Consider the following 20,467-nt stretch of genomic DNA (forward strand, 5'->3'; position numbering starts at 1 on the left):
CTCGACCTCGGCCCGCCCCCACGGGGACCAGCACATCTGGAGGAACGACATGACCCAGCCACCGACCGGCGCGGATGGTCAGCCGCCCCAGCCGCCGGGCGGCACGGTCTACGGCAACCGGCCCACGCCCCCGCCGTACGGCCCGGCCCAGGCCGAACCCGCTCGACCCCAGCAGCACGTGCCCGGCCAGTACGCGCCGGGCGCGTCCGGCTCGGGCGGCTATGCGCCGGGTGGGCCCGGGGCGGGCGGCTACGCGCCGGGCGGGCCCGGATCGGGGAGCTACGGCGCGGCCCCGTTCCCCGCGCCGGCACAGCCGATGCCGGCGCCACCGGTCCCCGTACCCCCGGTTTCCGGCGCCGGCTACCCGCAGCCGATGTCGGCCCCGCCCGGTTCCGGCCCCGGTTACGAACCGCAGCCCATGTCCGGGCCGCCCGGCGCCGTACCCCCGTACGGACCGGCGGGTCCGTACGGTCCGCCGGCGGGTGCGCCGGCCGGCGGCGGGCGGGGACGGACCACGCTGGTCCTCGGTCTGGTCGCCGGGCTGCTCCTCGTCCTCGGCGGTGTGATGACCACCCTCTACGTCACCACCAACAGCAAGTTGACCAAGGCGGAACAGCAGGTCAGCCAGCGCGACGGCACGATATCGGCGAACCAGCGGGAGATCGACAGGCTCAAGGGCGAGATGAAGACGGTCCAGGAGCGGCTGGCCGACACCGAGCAGGACCTGACCGGCACCAAGAACGACCGGGACGAGCAGGCCCGGCAGAAGAAGGTCATCGGGGACTGCCTGAACAAGTTGACCACGGCTCTCGCGGCGGCGTCGCGCGGCGACAAGGCGGCCTTCGAGGAAGCCAACAAGGGCCTCGACAAGGTCTGCGACGAGGCCGAGAACTACCTCTGACCCCGACCCCCTGATCCCCCTCCGTGATCCCCGACCTCGGTCGATCATGAGGTTGACGGCGATCTGGATCTCCGGAACGGCCGTCAGCCTCATGATCGCCAGGCTGTCGGGCGGGAATGGGGGTGGGTGGGGCGGGGGTGGTCGGGTGGGGTCGGTCAGGCGGCGCCGGCGGAACGGCGGGTGGGCAACGCGGTGACGCCGGGCGGCGGCAGGCCGGCCGTCGAGGCCAGCAGCGTGCACCAGCCGAGCAGGTGCGGGCCCAGGTCCGCCCGCAGCGGCGTCCAGGAGGCGCGGATCTCGATGTCACCGGCGGCGGGTGGCCCGGCCAGCTCGCCGAACCGGGTGGAGAGGGTCTGGGTGACGGTGCCGCCGATCGCCCGGTGCCCGGCGCCCTGCGCGTCAAGCGCGTCGGTCAGCCAGGTCCAGCCCACGCCCGGCAACAGCGGATCGCTGGCCAGGTCGACCTCCAGCTCGGCGGTCACGTAGGTGACCAGCCGCAGGGTGCCCTGCCAGGCCTCGTGCCCGGCCGGGTCGTGCAGCAGGATCAGCCGGCCGGTGGCCACCTCGTCGTCGTCGCGCATGACCGCGGCGGACAGGGCGAACGCGTACGGGGCCAGCCGCTGTGGCGCGCCGACCTCCTCCAGCTCGATCTCCGGCCGAGGTGTGACCGATCGCAACCCCGCGACCGCGCGAGCGAACGTTTCCGGAAGCGCGATCGGGGGGGCCATGCCGGCAGCCTATGCCGCCTCCGGCGCGCCGTGGGTGACGGCGCGCCGGGCGCGTCGCCGGCGCGGGTGTTAAGCGGGGGCCCCTCCTATACCAAAGGCGTTAACCGGGGGCCCCTCCTTCTCCGTCACAAATGCGGGCGGTGGGCGCGGGCGCCGGCGGGGGGCGTGGCACGATTGCCGCGATGACCACCGACACCACGGGCACTGTCGCCCGAGACGGAGAACCCCGCCGCGGCGGGCCGGCCGACTCGCCGTTCGTGCGTGCCTGCCGGCGTGAGCCGGTACCGCACACCCCGGTCTGGTTCATGCGCCAGGCCGGCCGGTCGCTGCCGGAATACCGGGAGATCCGGGCCAGCGTGCCGATGCTGGAGTCGTGCCGCCGCCCCGAGCTGGTCACCGAGATCACCCTCCAGCCGGTCCGCCGGCACGGGGTGGACGCGGCGATCCTGTTCAGCGACATCGTGGTGCCGGTGGCCGCCGCCGGGATCGACCTGGACATCGTGCCCGGCACCGGGCCGGTGGTGGCCGAGCCGGTGCGTACCGCCGCCGACGTGGAGCGGATCGCCCTGATCGGCCGCGACGAGGTGTCCTACGTGGACGAGGCGGTCCGGCTGCTCGTCGCCGAGCTGGGCGACACCCCGCTGATCGGCTTCGCGGGCGCTCCGTTCACGCTGGCCAGCTATCTGGTCGAGGGCGGGCCGTCGCGGACCCACGCGCGGACCAAGGCGCTGATGTACGGCGACGAGGAGCTGTGGCACGCGCTCTGCGCCCGGCTGGCCGAGGTCACGCTGTCGTTCCTGCGGGTGCAGATCGACGCGGGCGTCTCCGCGGTGCAGCTCTTCGACTCGTGGGCCGGCGCGCTCTCCGAGGCCGACTACCGCCGTTTCGTGCTGCCCCACTCGTCGTACGTGCTCGGCGGGCTGGTTGACGCCGGCGTGCCGCGTATCCACTTCGGGGTGGGCACCGGCGAGCTGCTCACCGCGATGGGCGAGGCCGGCGCCGACGTGGTCGGCGTCGACTGGCGTACGCCGCTCGACGTGGCCACCGGCCGGATCGGGCCGGACAAGGCGGTGCAGGGCAACCTCGACCCGACCGTGCTGCTCGCCCCCGGGCCGGTGGTGGAGGCCGAGGTGCGGCGCGTCGTCGAGCAGGGCCGGGCCGCGCCCGGCCACGTGTTCAACCTCGGTCACGGCGTCCTGCCGGAGACCGACCCCGACGTGCTGACCCGGGTGGTCGCGCTGGTGCACGAGCTGTCCGCGCGCCCGGCCCGCTAGGGGGCGTCGTGGCGCGTCCGTGGCGGGTGGCGGTCGTCGGTGGCGGGATCACCGGGTTGGCCGCCGCGCTCCGGTTGCGCGACCGCGCGCCCGCCGGCACCGAGATCACCGTGTACGAGCAGTCCGGCCGGCTCGGTGGCAAGCTGCGCACCGGTGCGCTGGCCGGCGGCCCGGTCGAGTTCGGGGCCGAGTCGTTCCTGATGCGCGACCCGGCCGGCGGGGAGTCGGCGGTGGTGACCCTCGCGCGCCGGCTCGACCTGGGCGAGCGGATCGTGCACCCGAGCGTCGGGCAGGCCGCCCTGCTGGTCGACGGCGGGTTGCGCCAGGTGCCGGGCGGCACGCTCGTCGGCGTACCCGGGGATCTGGCGAAGGTGGCGGCGGTGGCGCGGCCGGCGGCGGACGCCGACCGGGACGCGGGCCGCCCGCTGCTGGCCCCCGGCGAGGACCTCGCGGTCGGCCGGCTGGTCCGGGAGCGGTTCGGTGACGCCGTGGTGGACCGGCTTGTCGACCCGATGCTCGGCGGCGTGTACGCCGGCCGGGCCGACGACCTCTCCCTGGTCACCACCATGCCGGCGCTGGCCCGCGCGGCCCGCGCCGAGCACACGCTCGTCGGTGCGGTACGCGCCGCGCAGGCCGCCGCGCCGCGCGCGCCCGGCGCCCCGGTCTTCGGCACCCTGGCCGGCGGGCTGACCACGCTCGTCGACGCGGCGGCGCGGGAGAGCGGGGCGACGATCCGGCGGGACGCGGCGGTCCGCGAACTGCGCCGCACCCCGGCCGGTTGGCGGCTCACCGTCGGCCCCACCCGCGACCCCGAGCACGTCGACGCCGACGCGGTGCTGCTGGCGGTGCCGGCCCGGCCGGCGGCCCGGCTGCTCACCGGCGAAGCGCCCGAGGTGGCGGAGACGGTGGGCGTGCTCGACTACGCGAGCGTCGCGCTCGTCACGCTCGCCCTGCCCGGGCCGGAGCTGCCGGAGCTGTCCGGTTTCCTGGTGCCGGCCGGCGAGGGCCTGCTGATCAAGGCGGCCACGTTCTTCACCACCAAGTGGGGACACCTGCGCCGGGCCGACGGGATCGCGCTGGTCCGCGCCTCGGTCGGCCGGTACGGCGACGAGACCTCGCTCCAGCTCACCGACGACGACCTGGCCGCCACCGTGCACCGGGAGCTGTCGGCGGTGCTGGGCCCGGCGCTGCCCGCACCGGTGGCCCGGCACGTGCAACGGTGGGGTGGCGCGTTGCCGCAGTACCGGCCGGGGCATGCCGACCGGGTGGCGGCGGCCCGGACGGCGTTGCGCGCCGCCCACCCGACGCTGGCGCTGGCCGGGGCCGGTTACGACGGCGTCGGCATACCGGTCTGCGTCCGCTCCGGCGAGACGGCGGCCGAAGAGATCATCACGGCACTGGGAGGATCGGCGGCATGACCGAGCAGACCAACGCGGCGCGGCTGCGGGAACTCAACGAGACCATCCGCTACACCATGTGGTCGGTGTACCGGGCCACCAGCCCGCTGCCGTCGCTGCGGGACAACGTCGGCCAGGAGGTCGAGTCGCTCTTCGCGGAGCTGGCCGGCAAGGACGTGACCGTCCGGGGCACGTACGACGTGGCCGGGCTGCGCGCCGACGCCGACCTGATGATCTGGTGGCACTCGTCGTCGAGCGACGCGCTCCAGGACGCGTACCTGCGGTTCCGCCGGACCACGTTGGGTCGGGCGCTCACCCCGGTCTGGTCGCAGATGGCGCTGCACCGGCCGGCGGAGTTCAACCGCAGTCACATCCCGGCGTTCCTGGCCGACGAACAGCCGCGCGGCTACCTCTGCGTCTACCCGTTCGTCCGCTCGTACGAGTGGTATCTGCTGCCGGACGCCGAGCGGCGGGAGCTGCTGGCCGAGCACGGGAAGATGGCGCGGGGCTATCCGGACGTGCGGGCCAACACGGTCGCCTCGTTCGCGCTCGGCGACTACGAGTGGATGCTGGCGTTCGAGGCCGACGAGCTGCACCGGATCGTCGACCTGATGCGCGACCTGCGTGCCTCCGGCGCCCGCCGGCACGTCCGCGAGGAGGTCCCCTTCTACACCGGCCGCCGCCGCCCCATCGCCGACATCGTCACCTGCCTGGTGTGAAAGGCGGGGGCCCCGCTTAACGCTTTTGGTAGAGGCGGGGGCCCCGCTTAACACGCGGTCGTTAAGCGGGGCCCCCGCCTAACCGGCGGGAGGGGTGGGTCAGGCGGTGGTGGTGCAGGAGAGGATGCCGGGCACCGGGTTCGTTCCGGTCGACGTGCCGGTGAAGCCGAAGGACGTGCTCGCGCCCGGCGACAACGCCCCGTTGTAGGCGACGTTGCGTGCGGTGACGAGCGTTCCGCTCGTGCTCACCGTGGCGTTCCACGCCGAGCTGACCCGCTGGCCGTTCTGGTAGTTCCAGCTCACCGACCAGCCGCGGATCGGGGAGCCGCTGCCGTTCGTCACCTTCACCTCGGCCTGGAAGCCGCCGCTCCACTGGCCGGTGATCTGGTAGGTCGCGGTGCAGCCGCCGGCCGGGTTCGGCGTCGTCGGGCCGCTGGTGGGCGACACGGTGGGGCTGGTGGTGGGCGACGTGGTCGGGCTGGTCGTCGGCGACGTCGTCGGGGAGGTGGTCGGGGACGCGGTCGGCGACGGGCCGCTGCCACCGAAGTCCACGTCGCTGCACAGGTAGTAGGACTGGTCCAGGTGGCTGGCCTGCCAGATGGTGTAGACGATGTGCCGGCCGGTGCGGCCCGGCGCGCTCGCCGGCACCTGGATCGACACGCCCGACGCCTCCGGCGTCCACTGGCTGGCCGGGGTGTTGCCGATCTGGCCGACCTGCTCCAGGTCACTCCAGCGCAGCGGGGTGGTCAGCGCGTTGAAGCCCTGCTTGGTCACGTACACCCGGATGTAGTCGGCGCCGTGGCTGGCCTGGTCGGCCAGCTTGATCTTGAAGTTGGTGGAGATCGGCGTGGTCTTCCAGGCGCCGACCGTGTCGAGCGCGTTGTAGCGGCCGGCGGAGGTGTGCCCGGCGCTGCACAGTTGGCCGTCCGGGATGGCGCCCTGGTGGTTGCCGGCGACGCCCTCGCGGAACAGGGCGTTCCAGTTCCACATGGCGGAGGGGTCCGCCTGCCAGGCCTGCCAGCACATCGGGTCCTGGGTGGCCATCGCCGGGTTCTGGAAGTCGGCGCCCCAACGCTGCCAGCAGCTGTAGTTGCGCGAGGCCGGGTCGATCACGGACCCGTGCGCCGAGGCCGGGCCGGAGAACGCGGTGGTGAGCAGCGCGGCGACGACCGCGCAGACGCCGAGGATCGCCGCGCCGAGCGGGATCCGACGGCGGTACGGAGTGGACATGTGAAGCCTCCGGGTGGGGGTCGGTGCACGACGCCCGGACTGTCGGGAGTTGCCCTCTCCCGCGTGGCGGCTCGGTCCGCACGCTGCCATATAAAGCGACAAACGTCAATTAGTTGGGCTTCCGGCGCATCGGCGTGTGCGGGATGCCGTCATCCAGGTAGCCGGGGCCGCTCACCGTGAAGCCGTGACCGGCGTAGAAACCCACCAGGTGGGTCTGCGCGTCCAGCACGCACGGCCGGTCGCCGACCGCGGCCAGCGCCTCGGCCATCAGCGCGCCGGCCAGGCCCGCGCCGCGGTCCGCCGGCGCCACCACCACCCGGCCGATCCGCGCCACGCCGTCGGGGTCGGCCAGGATCCGCAGGTACGCCACGACGGCGCCGTCGCGGGTCAGCCACAGGTGGCGGGTGCCGGGCTCGACGTCCCGGCCGTCGAGTTCCGGGTACGGGCAGGACTGCTCCACCACGAACACGTCGATGCGCAGCCGGAGCAGGTCGTGGAAGGTGCGGGCGTCCAGGTCGGCGAAACCGGCCAGGTGGGACTCGACGGGCATCCGGCAAGGCTAGGCCGTGACCGCCGGGTGGCCGCCACCGGTGGGACCGAGCCCGCTCGGCTCGGCTGCCCGCCCCGCTTGATCCACGCCAGTTCGGGGTGATGGCGGCATCGAGCGCGGTGGGATGCCGCCACCTCGGCGGAGTGGAGTGGATCAAGTCGGCGAAACCACCACCGCGGGCGGAGCGGCGTTGGTCAGGCCGGGCGGGCGCCGACCGCGTCGCGGATCTCGGCGCCCTGGTCGCCCTCGACCGCGCGGGCGCAGTGGGCGCAGCAGAAGAAGCGGCCGGACACCTCCACCCCGTGCCCGACGATCTTGATCTGGCAGTGCTCGCAGACCGGTGCCATCTTGTGCACCGCGCACTCGAAGCAGTCGAACGTGTGCCGGGCGCCGTCCACCGTGCGTATCTCGAACGCCAGCCAGTAGTCGTTGCCGCAAACTTCACAGGTAGCCATAGGAAACCCCCCGAAAACGGACCCGTCATCCCAGGGTCGGGCAGCGGACACGCGGGAGCAACCGAAACCGGCGAACCTGGTCCGGCCCGACGGCGAGTCGCTCCCGGCGTGTCGCGCGTTGACCCTGGTGACGACCCGCCGAGCAACCCCCGGAGGATCCGTGATCAAGCGCAACAAGCTCTTCGGCACCCAGACCCGGGTGACCTTCTGCCTGCCCCGGGACGTGCCGGCCGGCACGGTCAGCGTGGTCGGCTGCTTCAACGGATGGGAGCCCGGCCGGCACGAGCTGGTGCCGCGTCGCGACGGCACCCGGACCGTGACCGTCCGGCTCGGCCCGGGCGACCATCGTTTCCGTTACCTCGCCACCGGCGGCCTGTGGCTCGACGACGAGGCCGCCGACCACGTCGACGAGACCGGCGGCCTGCTGCGCCTCTAGGCGCTCGGCTCCAGCCGCACGGAGATCGAGTTGACGCAGTGCCGGGTGTCCTTCGGGGTGAACCCCTCACCCTCGAACACGTGCCCGAGGTGGCTGTCGCAGCGCGCGCAGCGGATCTCCGTACGCCGCATGCCGAGCGTGTTGTCGGGGATCTCCTTGACCGCGCCCGGGATGGCGTCGTCGAAGCTGGGCCAGCCGCAGTGCGAGTCGAACTTGGCGTCGCTGCGGAACAGCTCCAACCCGCAGGCCCGGCAGTGGTAGACGCCGGGGGTCTTGGTGTCGACGTACTCGCCGGTCCAGGGCGCCTCGGTGCCGGCCTCGCGGAGCACCCGGAACTCCTCGGGGCTCAGCCGGACCCGCCACTCGTCCTCGGTGCGGGGCAGTTCGTTGTCGGAAAGACTCACCCCTCCACGGTACGTCGGGTGTCGGGGGGATCGCATATGGTCGCCTGATGGCGGGCAGCAGAAGCGCCGTCGAGGAGATCGAGGTCGCCGGGCGGGCCGTGCGGCTCAGCAGCCCGGATCGAGTGATCTTCCCGCAGCGCGGCTTCACGAAGGCGGACGTGTTCCGTTACTACCTCGCGGTGGGCGAGGGGATCACCCGCGCCCTGCGGGACCGGCCGACCACCCTGCAACGCTTCCCCGAGGGCATCGAGGGGGAGATGTTCTTCCAGAAACGGGTGCCGGCGCGTGGCGTACCCCCGTGGGTCCAGACCGCGGAGATCAGCTTCCCCAGCGGCCGGAAGGCGCACGAGCTGTGCCCGGCCGACCTGGCCCACGTGGCCTGGGCGGCGCAGATGGGCACCGTGGTCTTCCACCCGTGGCCGGTGCGCGCCGCCGACACCGACCGCCCGGACGAGCTGCGCGTCGACCTCGACCCGCAGCCCGGCACCGACTTCGCCGACGCGGCGACCGCCGCCGGCGAGCTGCGCGGGCTGCTGGACGAGCTGGGCGTGCCCGGCTGGCCGAAGACCTCCGGCGGCCGGGGCGTGCACGTCTACCTGCGGATCCAGCCGCGCTGGACGTTCGTCGAGGTGCGCCGGGCCACCATCGCGCTGGCCCGGGCGCTGGAGCGGCGCCGGCCCGAGTTGGTCACCACCGCCTGGTGGAAGGAGGAGCGGGGGCGTCGGGTCTTCGTCGACTTCAACCAGACGGCGCGGGACCGCACCATCGCCTGCGCCTGGTCGCTGCGGGCCAACCCGCGCGCCACCGTCTCCACCCCGGTCGACTGGGACGAGCTGCCCCGGGTCGACCCGGACGACTTCCACCTGGGCACGGTGCCGGCCCGGTTCGCCGAGCGGGGCGACCCGCACGCCGCGATCGACGACGCCCCGTGGGACATCACGCCGCTGCTGGAGTGGGCCGAGCGGGACGCCGCCGACGGCCTCGGCGACCTGCCCTACCCGCCGGAATACCCGAAGATGCCGGGCGAGCCGAAGCGGGTGCAGCCCTCCAAGGACCGCGACCGCCCGCGAGACGCCTGAGCGGTCGGCACCGTCACGTGCGACGACGCGTCGCATGCCCGACTGCCCGCACCGACCGCCGTCGATACCCTGTGCCGCGTGTTCTCCGACGCGCTACGGGAGCTTCGCCGGCGCGGCGCGCTGACGCAGGAGGATCTGGCCGCCCGGACGGGGCTGTCGGTCCGGCACCTGCGAGACCTGGAGGCGGGCCGGATCGCGCGCCCGCGACCCGTGACCATGCTGTTGCTGGCCGACGCCTTCGCCCTGCACGGGCCGGAACGGGACCGGTTCCTCGCCGGGGCGCCGACGCCGGCCCCCCTGGGCGGCGTGCCCGCACAACTGCCGGCGGACGGGTTCGGCTTCGTCGGCCGGGCCGGCGCGCAGGCCCGCCTCGACGAGATCCTGGCCGGGACGGCGGAGCAGCCCACCGCGATGGGCCTCGCGATCGTCTCCGGCACCGCCGGGGTCGGCAAGACCGCGCTCGCGGTGCACTGGGCGCACCGCGTCGCCCCGCTCTTCCCCGACGGCCAGCTCTACGTCAACCTGCGTGGCTTCGACCCGGGCGGCACCCCGGTCGGCCCGAGCACGGCGCTCGCCGGGTTCCTCAACGCTCTCGCCGGAGCGGGGGACCGCCCGCCCACCGGCCTGGAGGAACAGGTCGGCCGCTACCGCAGCCTGCTCAGCGGCCGGCGGATACTCGTCGTCCTGGACAACGCCGGTGACGCCGACCAGGTCCGCCCGCTGCTGCCGGGCGCGCCGGGCTGCTTCGTGCTCGTCACCAGTCGTGCCCAACTCCCGGGCCTGGTCAGTGTCAACGGCGCCCACCCGATCACCCTGGACGTCATGTCGGCGGACGAATCCCGCGAACTGCTGAGCCGGCGCATCGGCACGCGGCGGGTGACCGCCGAGCCCGAGGCCGTCGACGCCATCGTCCTCGCCGCCGCCGGATTGCCGCTGGCGCTGTCCGTCGTGGCCGCCCGGGCCGCCATCAACACCGGTTTCCGCCTGTCGGAGCTGGCGGCCGACCTGCGCCCGGTGTCCGGGCGCCTGGACGCCTTCGACGGTGGCGAACCCGTCACCGACCTGCGGCTGGTCATGTCCTGGTCGTACCGGACCCTCGACCCGGGCACCGCCCGCCTGTTCCGACTGCTGAGCGTCCATCCGGGCCCGGACTTCGCCGTTGCGGCGGCGGCCAGCCTCGCCGGGGTCGCGCCCGCCCAGGTCCGTCGCCACCTGGCCGAGCTGACCCGGGCCCACCTGCTCGGCGAACACCGTCCCGGGCGGTTCACCTACCACGATCTGCTCCGCGCGTACGCCGCGGAGCTGACGGCGGCCGAGGACGGCGAGGCGGATCGGCAGGCGGCCCGTGCCCGGTTGCTCGACCACTACCTGTCCGTCGCGTACCTCGCCGACGAACTGGTCTATCCGCAGCGGGACCGGCTGCCGATCGACCCGCCGGGGCCCGGGGTCGCACCGGTGCCCCTGGCCGATCGCGACCAGGCCATGTGGTGGTTCACCGAGGAACGCCAGGTGTTGCTCCCGGTCCTGGGGCTGGCGAGCAGCCACGGCTTCGACCGGCACACGGCCCACCTCGCCTGGGCGATCACCACCTACCTCAACCAGCGCGGCTACTGGGAGGACTGGACCAGCAGCCTGCGGGCGGCGTTGTCGGCGGCCGTCCGGCTGGGCGACGACCAGATCGAGGCGTACGCCCACGGGGTGCTCGGCTTCGCCGGCATCTCACTGGGCCGGTACGACGACGCGCGGCACCACCTGGCGCAGGCGTACGACGGGTACCGGCGGCTGGGTGACCTCGCCGGGCAGGCCCGGGTCGAACTCAACCTGGGATGGATCAGCGACCGGACCGGCCAGCCCGAGCAGGCGCTGGCCCACGCCCGGGAGGCGCTGCGCCTGCACCGGCAGGCCGGGCACGTCACCGGCCAGGCGTTCGCGCTCAACGCGGTCGGCTGGTCGCACGGCCAGCTCGGTGACCACCGTGCCGCGATCGAGAGCTGTGCACAGGCCCTGGCCCTGTTCACGTCGGTCGACAACGTGTTGGGCCAGGCCATCACCTGGGCCAGCCTCGGGCAGGCCCACCTCCAGCTCGACGGGTTCGTCGCGGCGGTCGACTGCTACGAGCACGCGGTCCGCCTGCGCCGCGAGATCGGCCACCGGCGGTTGGAAGCGGACGCGCTGGTGAGCCTCGGCGACGCGCACGTGGCCGCCGGCGACCCCGCGTCGGCCCGGCGGGTGTGGCAGCGGGCGCGGGACATCGTCGCGTCGCTGGACGTGCCCGACACCACCGGGATCGACGCCAAACTCGCCACCCTGCGCTGAAGGGGCCCGAAGTGCCGGCCAATCTCCGGTCCGGCTCCTGTCCGGGCCCGGTGGCGAACGAAACGATGGGGTGACAAGGCGCGCGCCGCAGCATCGCAGGCGCGACCGTCACCTCGACCAGGGGGTTCCCATGCTCCGACGTCTCGTCCGCCTCGGCCTCACCCTCGCGCTCACGGTCACGACCGCCGGCGGCGCGGTCGCCGTCTCGTCGCCCGCCCAGGCCGCCCTGCCGCACTGCAACGGTGCGGGCGTCTACACCTCCACCTGGTCCGGGGCGCGGGGCGCCACGGCCTGGATCCCGGCGTACATCACCAACACCTTCAGCTTCAACTGCCTGCTGACCCGCGGCGACCACAACTCCGGCGTCGGTGAGCTGCAGCGGACGTTGCAGGGCATCTACAGCCGGAATCTCGGCCCCAGCGGAGTCGACAACGACTTCGGCGGTTACACCCAGAGCGCGTTGCGCAGCGTCCAGTCCGACCTCGGCATCTCCGCCGACGGCGAGTACGGGCCGCAGACCCGCGACCACATGTGCTGGCGGTGGACCGGCAGCGACAACTCCTGCATCTGGCTCAACAACAACCACTGAGTACGCGCGGGACACATCGACGGGGGGTGCCCCGCAACCGACCGCCCCGGCTCCGGCCGGGGCGGTCGCCCTGTCTCCGCACTTCCCGGACCAGGCGGCGGTGAGGAGCGTGCGGATGGACGCCTGGCTGGGGTGCAGGCGGGTGGGATGGGGTAACGATCATGTAACGGGCGCGAACCTTTTCCCGAGCCTGGTGGGTCTTCCTGGTCATCGGCCCACCGGGGCCAGGGAGGGACATCGGATGAAGCTGGTGTGGAGGCGGGCGGTCGAGGCCCGTGGGCTGCTGCTCGCCGCCGCGGTCGCGGCGCTCGTCGCGGTCGGGCTGGTCACCGGGCTCTCCGACTACAACCGGCGGGCGGTCGAGGCGGGTGCCCGCGCCGTGCTCGACGCCGCCCCGGCGGAGGAGCGCAGCCTGCTGGTCAGCGGTTCCGGCGGCGCCGACGCCACCGCGTTCGCCGAGCGGGACCGGGCGGTCCGGGCGCAGTTCGCCGACGGACTGGGCGGGGCTCCCGTCACCGTCGCCGCCGCCCGCTACGGCACCGGGCGGGAGCTGACCGGCGACGTGGGCACCGCACGCACCGACGACGACCCGATGTTCGCCAACCTCGGTGTCCTGGACGACCTGCCGGCGCGCGCCGAGCTGACCGCCGGCACGTGGCCGACGCCCGGCGCGACCCCGCTCCAGGTCACCGTCCCGGAGAAGGTCGCCGCGCGGCTCGGCCTGGCGGTCGGGGAGCGGGTGCCGCTGTTCGACCGGGCGGCGGAACGCGCCGGCTCGGTGACGGTCGCCGGCACCTGGCGGCCCCGGGACCCGTCCGACGCCTACTGGCGGCTGGCCCCCGGCGTCGGCGACAGCCAGGGCGACGCGGCGAGCAGCTCGTACGGGCCGTTCGTGCTGGACCCGGCCGACTTCGCGCGTACCTTCCCGGGGTCCGTGTCGGCGGCCTGGCTGGTCGCCCCGGACCTGGTCCGGGTCGAGCCGGCCCGGCTGTCCGACGTCACCGCCGCGCTCGCCGACGTCACCGGTCGGCTGCCCGAGGCCACCGGCCTGGGTTCCTCCGCGCAGCAGGTCAGCCACCTGGACCGGCTCGTCGACCGGCTCAGCCGGGCCGACCTGGTGGGCCGGTCCGCCCTGCTCACCCCGCTGCTGCTGATCGTGGTGCTCGGCGGGTACGCGCTGGTGCTGGTGGCCGCGTTGCTCAACGAGGACCGGCGGGCGCAGACCGCGCTGCTGCGGGCCCGGGGCGCCGCGCGTGGCCAGCTCGCCGGGCTCGCCGTACGCGAGGCGACGCTCGTGGTGGCGCCGGCCGTGCTGCTGGCCCCGGCGCTGACCGGGCAGGCGGTCCGGTATCTCGGCGCGGACCTGGGGTTGACCGACGGCGGTGTCGCCCGGGTCTGGTCGGTCGCGGTCGGCGCCGCCGTCGGCTGCCTGCTCGCCATGGTGCTGCCGGCCCTGCGCCGGGCCGGCACCTACGTCGCGGACATGGCGGCCCGCTCCCGGCCCACCCGGGGCGCGGCCGTGCAACGGGCCAGCGTCGACCTCGTGCTGGTGGCGTTGGCCGTGCTCGCCTGGACCCAGTTGCGGCAGTACTCCTCACCGCTGGCCGGCGCGAACGGCCGCCTCGGCATCGACCCGCTGCTCGCCGCCGCGCCCACCATCGGCGTGCTGGCGGGCGCCGTGATCGCGCTGCGGCTGCTGCCACCGACCACCCGGCTCGCGGAACGCTTCGTCGACCGGCGGCCGTGGAACGCCACCATGTTCGGCATGTGGCAGGCCGGTCGCCGCCCGCACGCCGGGCCGGTGCTGCTGCTCGCGCTCGCCGTCGGCGGCAGCACCCTGGCCTGGTCGCTTGTCGCCTCCTGGGAGCGGTCGCAGCGCGACCAGGCCTGGCACACGGTCGGCACCGACCTGCGGTTGACCGAGCGCGACGGTGCCGCCCCCGACGACCGGGCCGCCGGGCTGGCCGCCGTTGCCGGGGTGGACCGGGTGCTGCCGGCCTGGCGGGACGACATCCGCCTCGGCCGGGAGGCTCTGCCGGCCACCGCGATCGCCCTGGACGCCGCCGCCGCGCGCGGGATGATCCGACTGGACGACGCCGACGGCGGGGCGTCCACCGCCGCGCTGCTGGACCGGCTGGTCGGCGGGCGGGGCGCGCCCGCCGGAGGCGTCCTGCCGGCCGGGGCGCGGACGCTGTACGGCACCGTCCGCACCCCGGTTGACACCGAATTCGGACCGCCGACGGTGACCGTGACCGCCCTGTTCACCACCGACACCGGCACCGCCTGGCGGCTGCGGCTGGCCGAGGCCGGCGGCGACGGCCGACCGGTGCGTTTCTCCGTCGCGCTGCCGGAGGCCGGCGGCGCGCCGCTGCGGCTGGCCGGCTTCGAGGCCGACGGCGGGGACGTACTCGGCTCCGCCTACCGGCTGCGACTGGACGGGCTGCGCCTCACCGACGCCGCCGGGGCCGCGCTGCCGCTCCCGGTGGACGGCGCGTGGCGGGTGATCGACCCGGCGAACGGTCCGCGCGGGGCCGCCCGGACCACCCCGACAAGCGTGGACGCCACCCGGACGTACGTCGTGCCGGAGGGGATGCTCGGGTACGCGACGACGCCGCCGACCCGGTTCGCCGTGGTGCCCCGGGGGGAGGACCCACCGGTGCCGGTGCTTGTCACCCCGGGTGTCGCGACCGCGTTGAGCGTGGGCACCGGCGACACCCTGAAACTGACGCTTGCCGAGGTGACGCTCGAGGTCACGGTGGTGGGCCAGGTCGCCGCGGTCCCCGGCGCCGACGGCGACGGGGTGCTCCTCGACCTGCCGGCCGCCACCGACCAGATGCTCCAACGACGCGGCGGCGTCCGGCCGGTGGCCGAGTGGTGGTTGCGGACCGGGGATCACGTCGCCGCGGCCTCGGCGCTCGCCGCGCTCGACGGCACCACCCTGCACGACCGGCGGCAGGTGGCGCGGGAGGCGGCCCGGGACCCGTACTGGCGGGGCGCCCGCACCGGGCTGCTCGCCGCCGCGCTCGGTTCGGTGCTGCTCGCCCTGGTCGGCCTGGCGGTGGACATCTGGGCCACCACCCGCCGCCGGCTCGGCGAGTTCGCGGTGTTCACCACGCTGGGCGCGACCAGCCGGCTGCTGGCCCGCGCCTACCTGGCCGAGCAGACGTTCCTCGCCGCCATCGGGGTCGCGGTGGGGCTGGCGATCGGCGCCGTGGTCGCGGCGACCATGGTGCCGTTGGTGATTCTCACCCCGGCCGCCGGCCGGCCGGTGCCGGAGGCGGCCTTCGTCGTGCCCTGGGCGCCGATCGGGCTGACCGCCGCCGGGCTGCTGCTCGCCGCGCTCGCCTTCGCCGCCGTCATCACCACCGGGATCCGCCAGCGGGTCACCGCCGTGCAGCTCCGGATCGGGGGAACCCTATGAGTCCCGTAGCGATCAGCCTGCCAGGTGCCGCGGGCCGGGTCCGGGCGTACGGGGGGCAGTTCCTGCTGCTCGCCGTCCTGACCGTGGTGACCGCCCTGCTGATCGTCGGGGTGCCGCGGATCGCCGACCGGCTCACCGGCCAGGGGCTGCGCGAGCACGTCGCCAACCAGCCGGTGGCGCTGCGCGACCTCACGTACGACACCGGCCCGGCCACGTTCCCGCCGACCCGCCAGCCGGTCGTCGCCGGCCAGGCCGCCCAGCTCGCGGCGATCGAGCACGGGATGCCAGGCGCGGTGCGGGAGACGATCGGGGAGCGCTGGTGGGTGGCGAACACGGCGGCGGGTCGGCTGCGCGGCCCGACGCTCGGCAGCGACAAGGGGCTGATCGACCTGGCCCTGCGGACCGGGAACGGGCTGCGCGAGGCGGCCACGCTCACCGGTGGGCGGTGGCCGGAACGCGGCGTCACCGAAGCCGGCGCGATCGAGGTGGCGCTCGCCGACACCGTGGCCACGAGCCTGGGCGTCGCACCCGGCGACCGGTTCCGCCTGTCGCTGCTGCGACCGAACAGCCCGACCGGCGAGGTGCTGATGTCCCGCCCGGTCGAGCTGGTCGGGGTGTGGCGGGCGAACGACCCGAAGGACGGGGCCTGGGACGGTCTGCCGCCGATGCTGCGGCTCACCCCGCCCGAGGGGGACGGCAAGCCCTACGTGGCGGTCGGCTACACCGCCGCCGCCGGGGTGGACGCCGCCGCCGCCGTCGGCTGGCCGGTGAGCTTCGCCTGGCGGTACCGCATCGCCCCGGACCGGCTCGCTCCCGGCCGGCTCGACGCGCTGATCGCGGGCCTCGACGGGCTGGACCGGGTCCGCCCCGCCTCGGTCCGGCTGAACCAGGGCGTGGACATCGTGCTGCGCCGCTTCGCCGCCGCGCTCGCCGCCGCGCGTACGCTGCTCGCCGTCATCGCCGCCGGGCTGCTCGCCACGCTGGCCGGGCTGTCCCTGCTGGCCGCCCGGCTGGCCGCGCGTCGTCGCCGCGCCGAGTTCCACCTGATCCGGGCCCGGGGCGGGTCGACGGGTGACCTGCTGCGTCGGGGCCTGGCCGAGTCGGCGTTGGTGCTGCCGGCCGCGGCCGGGATCGGCTGGCTGCTCGGCGGCCTGCTACCCGGCACCGGCACGTCGTCGCGGTGGGTGTTGCTGGCCGCGCTGCTCGCCACCGCGCTCCCGCCGCTGGCGGCGCTCGCCGCCGGCCGCCGGGGCGCCGAGCGGTCCGACCTCGGCGGCCGGTCCCCGGCGGTCCGGCTGACCGTCGAGGCGGCGGTGCTCGCGGTCGCCGTGCTCGGGGCGTTCCTGCTGCGCCGGCGCGGGCTCACCCCCGGTTCGGTGGATCCGCTGCTGGTGTCGGTGCCGGTGCTGCTGGCGGTGGCCGCGGCGTTGCTGGCGCTGCGCGCGTACCCGTGGCCGTTGCGGCTGCTCGGCCGGGCCGCGGCCCGGGCGCGCGGCAGCGTCGCGTTCCTCGGCGCCGCCCGCGCCGGCCGGGCGGCCAGCACCGGGCCGCTCGTCGTGGTGGTGCTGGCGGTCGCCACCGCCGCGTTCTGCGGGGTGGTGGCGACCGGCATCGAGACCGGCCGGGACACCGCCGCCGTCCACGCCGTGCCCGGGGACGTCCTGATCGGCGGCGAGCGGTTCGCGCCGGACACCGCCGCGCAGTTGGCCGCGCTACCAGGCGTCCGCGCGGTGGCGCCGCTGCTGACCGTCCCGGCCGAGCGGCCGTACGCCGACCGGGCCGGCCGTCCCGCGCCGCTGCGGGAGCTGCGGGTGCTGCTCGTCGACGGTGACCGCTTCGCCGAGGTGGCCCGCCGCGCGGGCGTACCGGTGCGGGTGCCGGACCTGCTGCGTGCCGGCGGTGACGGCAGCGTCCCGCTGCCGGCGCTGGTGTCCCCGGCGGTCGCCGGGGAACTGGCCGAGGCCGGGCTCGCGGACGCGCAGGGGCGGCGTCCCGCCTGGCTGGACGTGCAGGGCAACCGGCTGCCGGTGCGGACCGCCGCCACCGTCGACGGGTTCCCGCTCGTCGACGGCGACGTCAGCCGGTTCGTGGTGCTGCCCTGGCCGGCGCTGCCGGCGGACGCCCTGCACCCGCTCGCGCCCAACGGTTTCGTGCTGGCCGGGCCGACCGTGGATCCGGCCGAGGTGAACCGGGTGGCGATCGAGGGGCAGCGCCGCTACCTGCGGATCGGCGCGGTCGCCGCCGCGGACAGGGCACGCGCGCCGGAGGTGACGACCCGGTCCGCCGTCCGGGCCGAGCTGGGTGGCAGCGGCGTGAACGGGCTGCTGGTGTTCGGCTTCGCGCTCGGCGCCGGCGGCGGTGCGGTGTTGGGCCTGCTCGGGCTGGCGTTCGCGGTGCTCGCCGGCGCCCGCTCCCGCGGGCAGGTGCTCTCCCGGCTGCGCACCATGGGCCTGTCCCGCCGGCAGTGGCGCGGGATGCTGCTCGTCGAACTGACGCCGCTGGTGCTGGTGGCGGTGCTCACCGGCGCGGTGGTCGGCGCGCTGCTGCCGCTGCTGCTCACCCCGGTGCTCGGCCTGCCCGCGTTCACCGGCGGGGTGACCGTGCGTCCCCGTTTCGAGCCCGGCCTGGTGGCCGGGGTGTCGGCCCTGGCCCTGCTGGCCCTCGGCTTCGCGCTGACCGTGGAGGCCGTGAACAACCGCCGGATGCGCCTCGGTGAGGTGCTGCGGCTCGGAGAGGAGAGCTGATGACCGCGACCGCTTCCGCACCGGACCTGGCCGCCCTGCACCAGCGCGCGGCCGAACGCGCCGCCGAACGGGCCGGCGGGCGGGACCGGTTGCGCGGGCACATCGTCTGCGACGGCCTGGTGCGCATCTTCAAGACCGAGGGCGTCGAGGTGGTCGCCCTCCAGGGCCTGGACCTGGTGATCGACCGGGGTGAGCTGGTCGCGATCGTGGGCGCCTCCGGCTCCGGCAAGTCCACCCTGCTCAACATCCTGTCCGGGCTGGACACCCCGACCGCCGGCATCGCCCGGGTAGCCGAGTACGACCTGTTGGCCCTGTCGAACCGGAAACGCCTGGCCTACCGGCGGGAGATGGTCGGCTTCGTCTGGCAACAGACCGGCCGCAACCTGCTGCTGTACCTGACCGCGCTGGAGAACGTCGAGCTGCCGATGAAGCTGGCCGGGCGGCACGGCGGCCGGCGGGACCGGCGGGAGCGGGCCCGCCGGCTGCTCGACATGGTCGGGGTCGGCTACTGCGCGGACCGACGGCCGGGCCAGATGAGCGGCGGCGAGCAGCAACGGTGCGCGGTGGCGGTGGCGGTGGCCAACGACCCGGAGATCCTCTTCGCCGACGAGCCGACAGGTGAGCTGGACGAGGCGACCGGCGCGGAGGTCTTCGCGGCGCTGCGCACCATCAACGCCGAGCTGGGGGTGACCATCGTGGTGGTCACCCACGACCACGCCGTGGCCGGCCAGGTCCGCCGGACCGTCGCGATCCGCGACGGCCGGACCGCCTCCGAGGTACGCCGGACCGCCCGGGTCACCGCCGACGGCGGCACCGAGATGGTCAGCGAGGAGTACGCGGTGCTCGACCGCACCGGCCGGATGCAGTTGCCGGCGCCGTTCGTGGAGGCGCTGTCCCTGCGCGACCGGGTCCGGCTCAACCTGGAACCCGACCACGTCGAGGTGCGTCCCGGCGACCGGGCGCACGCCGAGGAGAGTGAGCGATGACCGACCGGGCCGTGGCGCTGCCGGCGACCACCGTCGAGGAGGTGGTCCGGGTCGAGGGGGTGAGCCGCACCTTCGGCCGGGGGGAACACGCCGTGCACGCCGTACGGGACGTCTCGTTCGTCGCCGGGCGGGGTGAGCTGGTCGCGCTCCGGGGCCGCTCCGGCGCCGGCAAGACCACGCTGTTGAACCTGGTCGGCGGCCTGGACCGGCCGGACACCGGGCGGATCCGGGTGGCCGGGCACGACGTGACCGCGGCGGGGGAGCGGGAGTTGCTGTCGTTGCGCCGGGGCACCGTCGGCTTCATCTTCCAGACCTTCGGCCTGGTGCCGATCCTGTCCGCGGCGGAGAACGTCGGGGTGCCGTTGCGGCTGGCCAAGGTGCCGGCGGCGGAGCGGGAGCAGCGGGTGGCGGTGCTGCTGGAACTGGTCGGGCTGGGCGCGCACGCGGCGCAGCGCCCGTACGAGCTGTCCGGCGGGCAGCAGCAGCGGGTGGCGGTGGCCCGGGCGTTGGCGAACGAGCCGGACCTGCTCATCGCCGACGAGCCGACCGGGCAGCTCGACTCCGAGACCGGCCGGTCGATCATGGACCTGCTCCGCGCCGTGGTGCACGCCCGGGGGATGACCGCGCTCGTCGCGACGCACGACCCGGCGCTGATCGAGCTGGCCGACCGCACCCTCGTCCTGCGCGACGGGCAGTTGGTGACCGACTGAGCCGGCGCGTCCTACAGCGCCAGCTTCATCCCCTCGTGGCTGGCCGCGAACCCGAGGCCGACGTAGAAGCGGTGCGCGTCGGCGCGCCGCTTGTCGGTGGTGAGCTGCACCAGCGCGCAGCCCCGCTCGCGCGCCCGGTCGATCGCCCAGCGCATCATCGCCCGGCCCAGCCCGCGTCCGCGTCGGTCGGAACGGACCCGCACGGCCTCGATGAGCGAGCGCTCCGCGCCGTGCCGTCCCAACCCGGGGATGTAGGTGATCTGGAGGCAGCCGACCAGCTCACCGCCGTCGTCGGCGACGATCAGGTGGTTGCGCGGGTCGGCGTCGAGGTCGGCGAACGCCCGCTCGTACGCGGCGTCGACCTCGGGGAGGTCGCGGGTGCGGCCCAGCACGTCGTCGGCGAGCAGCGCGAGCACGGCGGGCAGGTCGGCCCGGACCGCCTCCCGGAAGATCACATCGGTCACGCGGGCAAGCCTGGCACGGACCGTCAGCAGGCGTCCAGCCAGCTCCGCGGCGTCCACCACCAGT

General features: G+C 75.1%; 18 protein-coding genes. 12 read left to right on the plus strand and 6 right to left on the minus strand.

The genetic code is table 11. The features are described from left to right. Positions 1–49: 49 nt before the first annotated feature. Positions 50–901, plus strand: coding sequence for a hypothetical protein (locus O7619_RS12090; protein ID WP_282287703.1), 852 nt, complete (start codon positions 50–52; stop codon positions 899–901). 155 nt (positions 902–1,056) lie between these two features. Here the strand turns inward: O7619_RS12090 and O7619_RS12095 are convergent, their stop codons facing one another. Beyond that, entirely contained in the window at positions 1,057–1,629 is a 573-nt protein-coding gene (locus O7619_RS12095; RefSeq protein ID WP_282287704.1) for a DUF3000 domain-containing protein, read from the minus strand. A gap of 182 nt (positions 1,630–1,811) precedes the next feature. Here O7619_RS12095 and hemE point away from each other — a divergent pair, with 182 nt between their 5' ends. Genes hemE through hemQ form a run of 3 tightly spaced genes read left to right on the plus strand, consistent with a single transcriptional unit; the run spans position 1,812 to position 5,019 of the window. Next, positions 1,812–2,903 carry a uroporphyrinogen decarboxylase gene (hemE, locus tag O7619_RS12100; RefSeq protein ID WP_282287705.1) on the plus strand — a complete coding sequence of 364 codons (1,092 nt, stop codon included), beginning with the start codon at positions 1,812–1,814 and terminating at the stop codon, positions 2,901–2,903. 8 nt (positions 2,904–2,911) lie between these two features. Further along, positions 2,912–4,321, plus strand: a complete 1,410-nt coding sequence (gene hemG, locus O7619_RS12105) for a protoporphyrinogen oxidase (RefSeq protein WP_282287706.1) — start codon at positions 2,912–2,914, stop codon at positions 4,319–4,321. Continuing rightward, complete coding sequence (gene hemQ, locus O7619_RS12110) at positions 4,318–5,019, plus strand: hydrogen peroxide-dependent heme synthase (RefSeq protein ID WP_282287707.1); 702 nt, start codon at positions 4,318–4,320, stop codon at positions 5,017–5,019. Before hemG ends, hemQ begins: the two co-directional genes overlap by 4 nt. Before the next feature lie 99 nt (positions 5,020–5,118). On the opposite strand, the gene O7619_RS12115 is transcribed toward hemQ, so the two are convergent. From O7619_RS12115 to O7619_RS12125, 3 genes are all read right to left on the minus strand, one after another. Continuing rightward, positions 5,119–6,249 carry a lytic polysaccharide monooxygenase gene (locus O7619_RS12115; protein WP_282287708.1) on the minus strand — a complete coding sequence of 377 codons (1,131 nt, stop codon included), beginning with the start codon at positions 6,247–6,249 and terminating at the stop codon, positions 5,119–5,121. Between the two features lie 109 nt (positions 6,250–6,358). Beyond that, positions 6,359–6,799 (minus strand): GNAT family N-acetyltransferase, encoded by a 441-nt coding sequence (locus O7619_RS12120; RefSeq protein WP_282287710.1) that lies wholly within the window; start codon positions 6,797–6,799, stop codon positions 6,359–6,361. Positions 6,800–6,993: 194 nt separating this feature from the next. Further along, positions 6,994–7,254 carry a Prokaryotic metallothionein gene (locus O7619_RS12125; RefSeq protein WP_282287712.1) on the minus strand — a complete coding sequence of 87 codons (261 nt, stop codon included), beginning with the start codon at positions 7,252–7,254 and terminating at the stop codon, positions 6,994–6,996. Between the two features lie 160 nt (positions 7,255–7,414). Between O7619_RS12125 and O7619_RS12130 the strand changes: the two genes are divergently transcribed. Further along, positions 7,415–7,690: an isoamylase early set domain-containing protein gene (locus tag O7619_RS12130; protein WP_282287714.1), complete on the plus strand. Its 276-nt coding sequence runs from the start codon at positions 7,415–7,417 to the stop codon at positions 7,688–7,690. Here the strand turns inward: O7619_RS12130 and msrB are convergent. Continuing rightward, positions 7,687–8,094: a peptide-methionine (R)-S-oxide reductase MsrB gene (gene msrB / locus O7619_RS12135; RefSeq protein WP_282287716.1), complete on the minus strand. Its 408-nt coding sequence runs from the start codon at positions 8,092–8,094 to the stop codon at positions 7,687–7,689. The genes O7619_RS12130 and msrB overlap by 4 nt on opposite strands. Positions 8,095–8,141: 47 nt before the next feature. On the opposite strand from msrB, the gene ligD reads away from it, so the two are divergent. The 7 genes from ligD to O7619_RS12170 all read left to right on the plus strand — a co-directional run bounded on the left by ligD (position 8,142) and on the right by O7619_RS12170 (position 19,939). Beyond that, entirely contained in the window at positions 8,142–9,173 is a 1,032-nt protein-coding gene (gene ligD / locus O7619_RS12140; protein ID WP_282287718.1) for a non-homologous end-joining DNA ligase, read from the plus strand. Positions 9,174–9,251: 78 nt separating this feature from the next. Further along, positions 9,252–11,489: a tetratricopeptide repeat protein gene (locus tag O7619_RS12145; protein ID WP_282287719.1), complete on the plus strand. Its 2,238-nt coding sequence runs from the start codon at positions 9,252–9,254 to the stop codon at positions 11,487–11,489. Positions 11,490–11,619: 130 nt separating this feature from the next. Then, positions 11,620–12,078: a peptidoglycan-binding domain-containing protein gene (locus O7619_RS12150; protein ID WP_282287720.1), complete on the plus strand. Its 459-nt coding sequence runs from the start codon at positions 11,620–11,622 to the stop codon at positions 12,076–12,078. A gap of 241 nt (positions 12,079–12,319) precedes the next feature. Then, entirely contained in the window at positions 12,320–15,499 is a 3,180-nt protein-coding gene (locus tag O7619_RS12155) for an FtsX-like permease family protein (RefSeq protein ID WP_282287721.1), read from the plus strand. After that, positions 15,496–18,243 carry an FtsX-like permease family protein gene (locus tag O7619_RS12160; RefSeq protein ID WP_282287723.1) on the plus strand — a complete coding sequence of 916 codons (2,748 nt, stop codon included), beginning with the start codon at positions 15,496–15,498 and terminating at the stop codon, positions 18,241–18,243. Before O7619_RS12155 ends, O7619_RS12160 begins: the two co-directional genes overlap by 4 nt. Continuing rightward, positions 18,243–19,229: an ABC transporter ATP-binding protein gene (locus tag O7619_RS12165; RefSeq protein ID WP_282287724.1), complete on the plus strand. Its 987-nt coding sequence runs from the start codon at positions 18,243–18,245 to the stop codon at positions 19,227–19,229. The genes O7619_RS12160 and O7619_RS12165 overlap by 1 nt, the downstream gene beginning before the upstream one ends. Continuing rightward, positions 19,226–19,939 carry an ABC transporter ATP-binding protein gene (locus O7619_RS12170; RefSeq protein WP_282287725.1) on the plus strand — a complete coding sequence of 238 codons (714 nt, stop codon included), beginning with the start codon at positions 19,226–19,228 and terminating at the stop codon, positions 19,937–19,939. Before O7619_RS12165 ends, O7619_RS12170 begins: the two co-directional genes overlap by 4 nt. Before the next feature lie 11 nt (positions 19,940–19,950). Here the strand turns inward: O7619_RS12170 and O7619_RS12175 are convergent, their stop codons facing one another. After that, positions 19,951–20,403 (minus strand): GNAT family N-acetyltransferase, encoded by a 453-nt coding sequence (locus O7619_RS12175; RefSeq protein WP_282287727.1) that lies wholly within the window; start codon positions 20,401–20,403, stop codon positions 19,951–19,953. Positions 20,404–20,467: the final 64 nt, after the last annotated feature.

This window comes from Micromonospora sp. WMMD998 (assembly GCF_029581235.1).
Lineage (GTDB): Bacteria > Actinomycetota > Actinomycetes > Mycobacteriales > Micromonosporaceae > Micromonospora.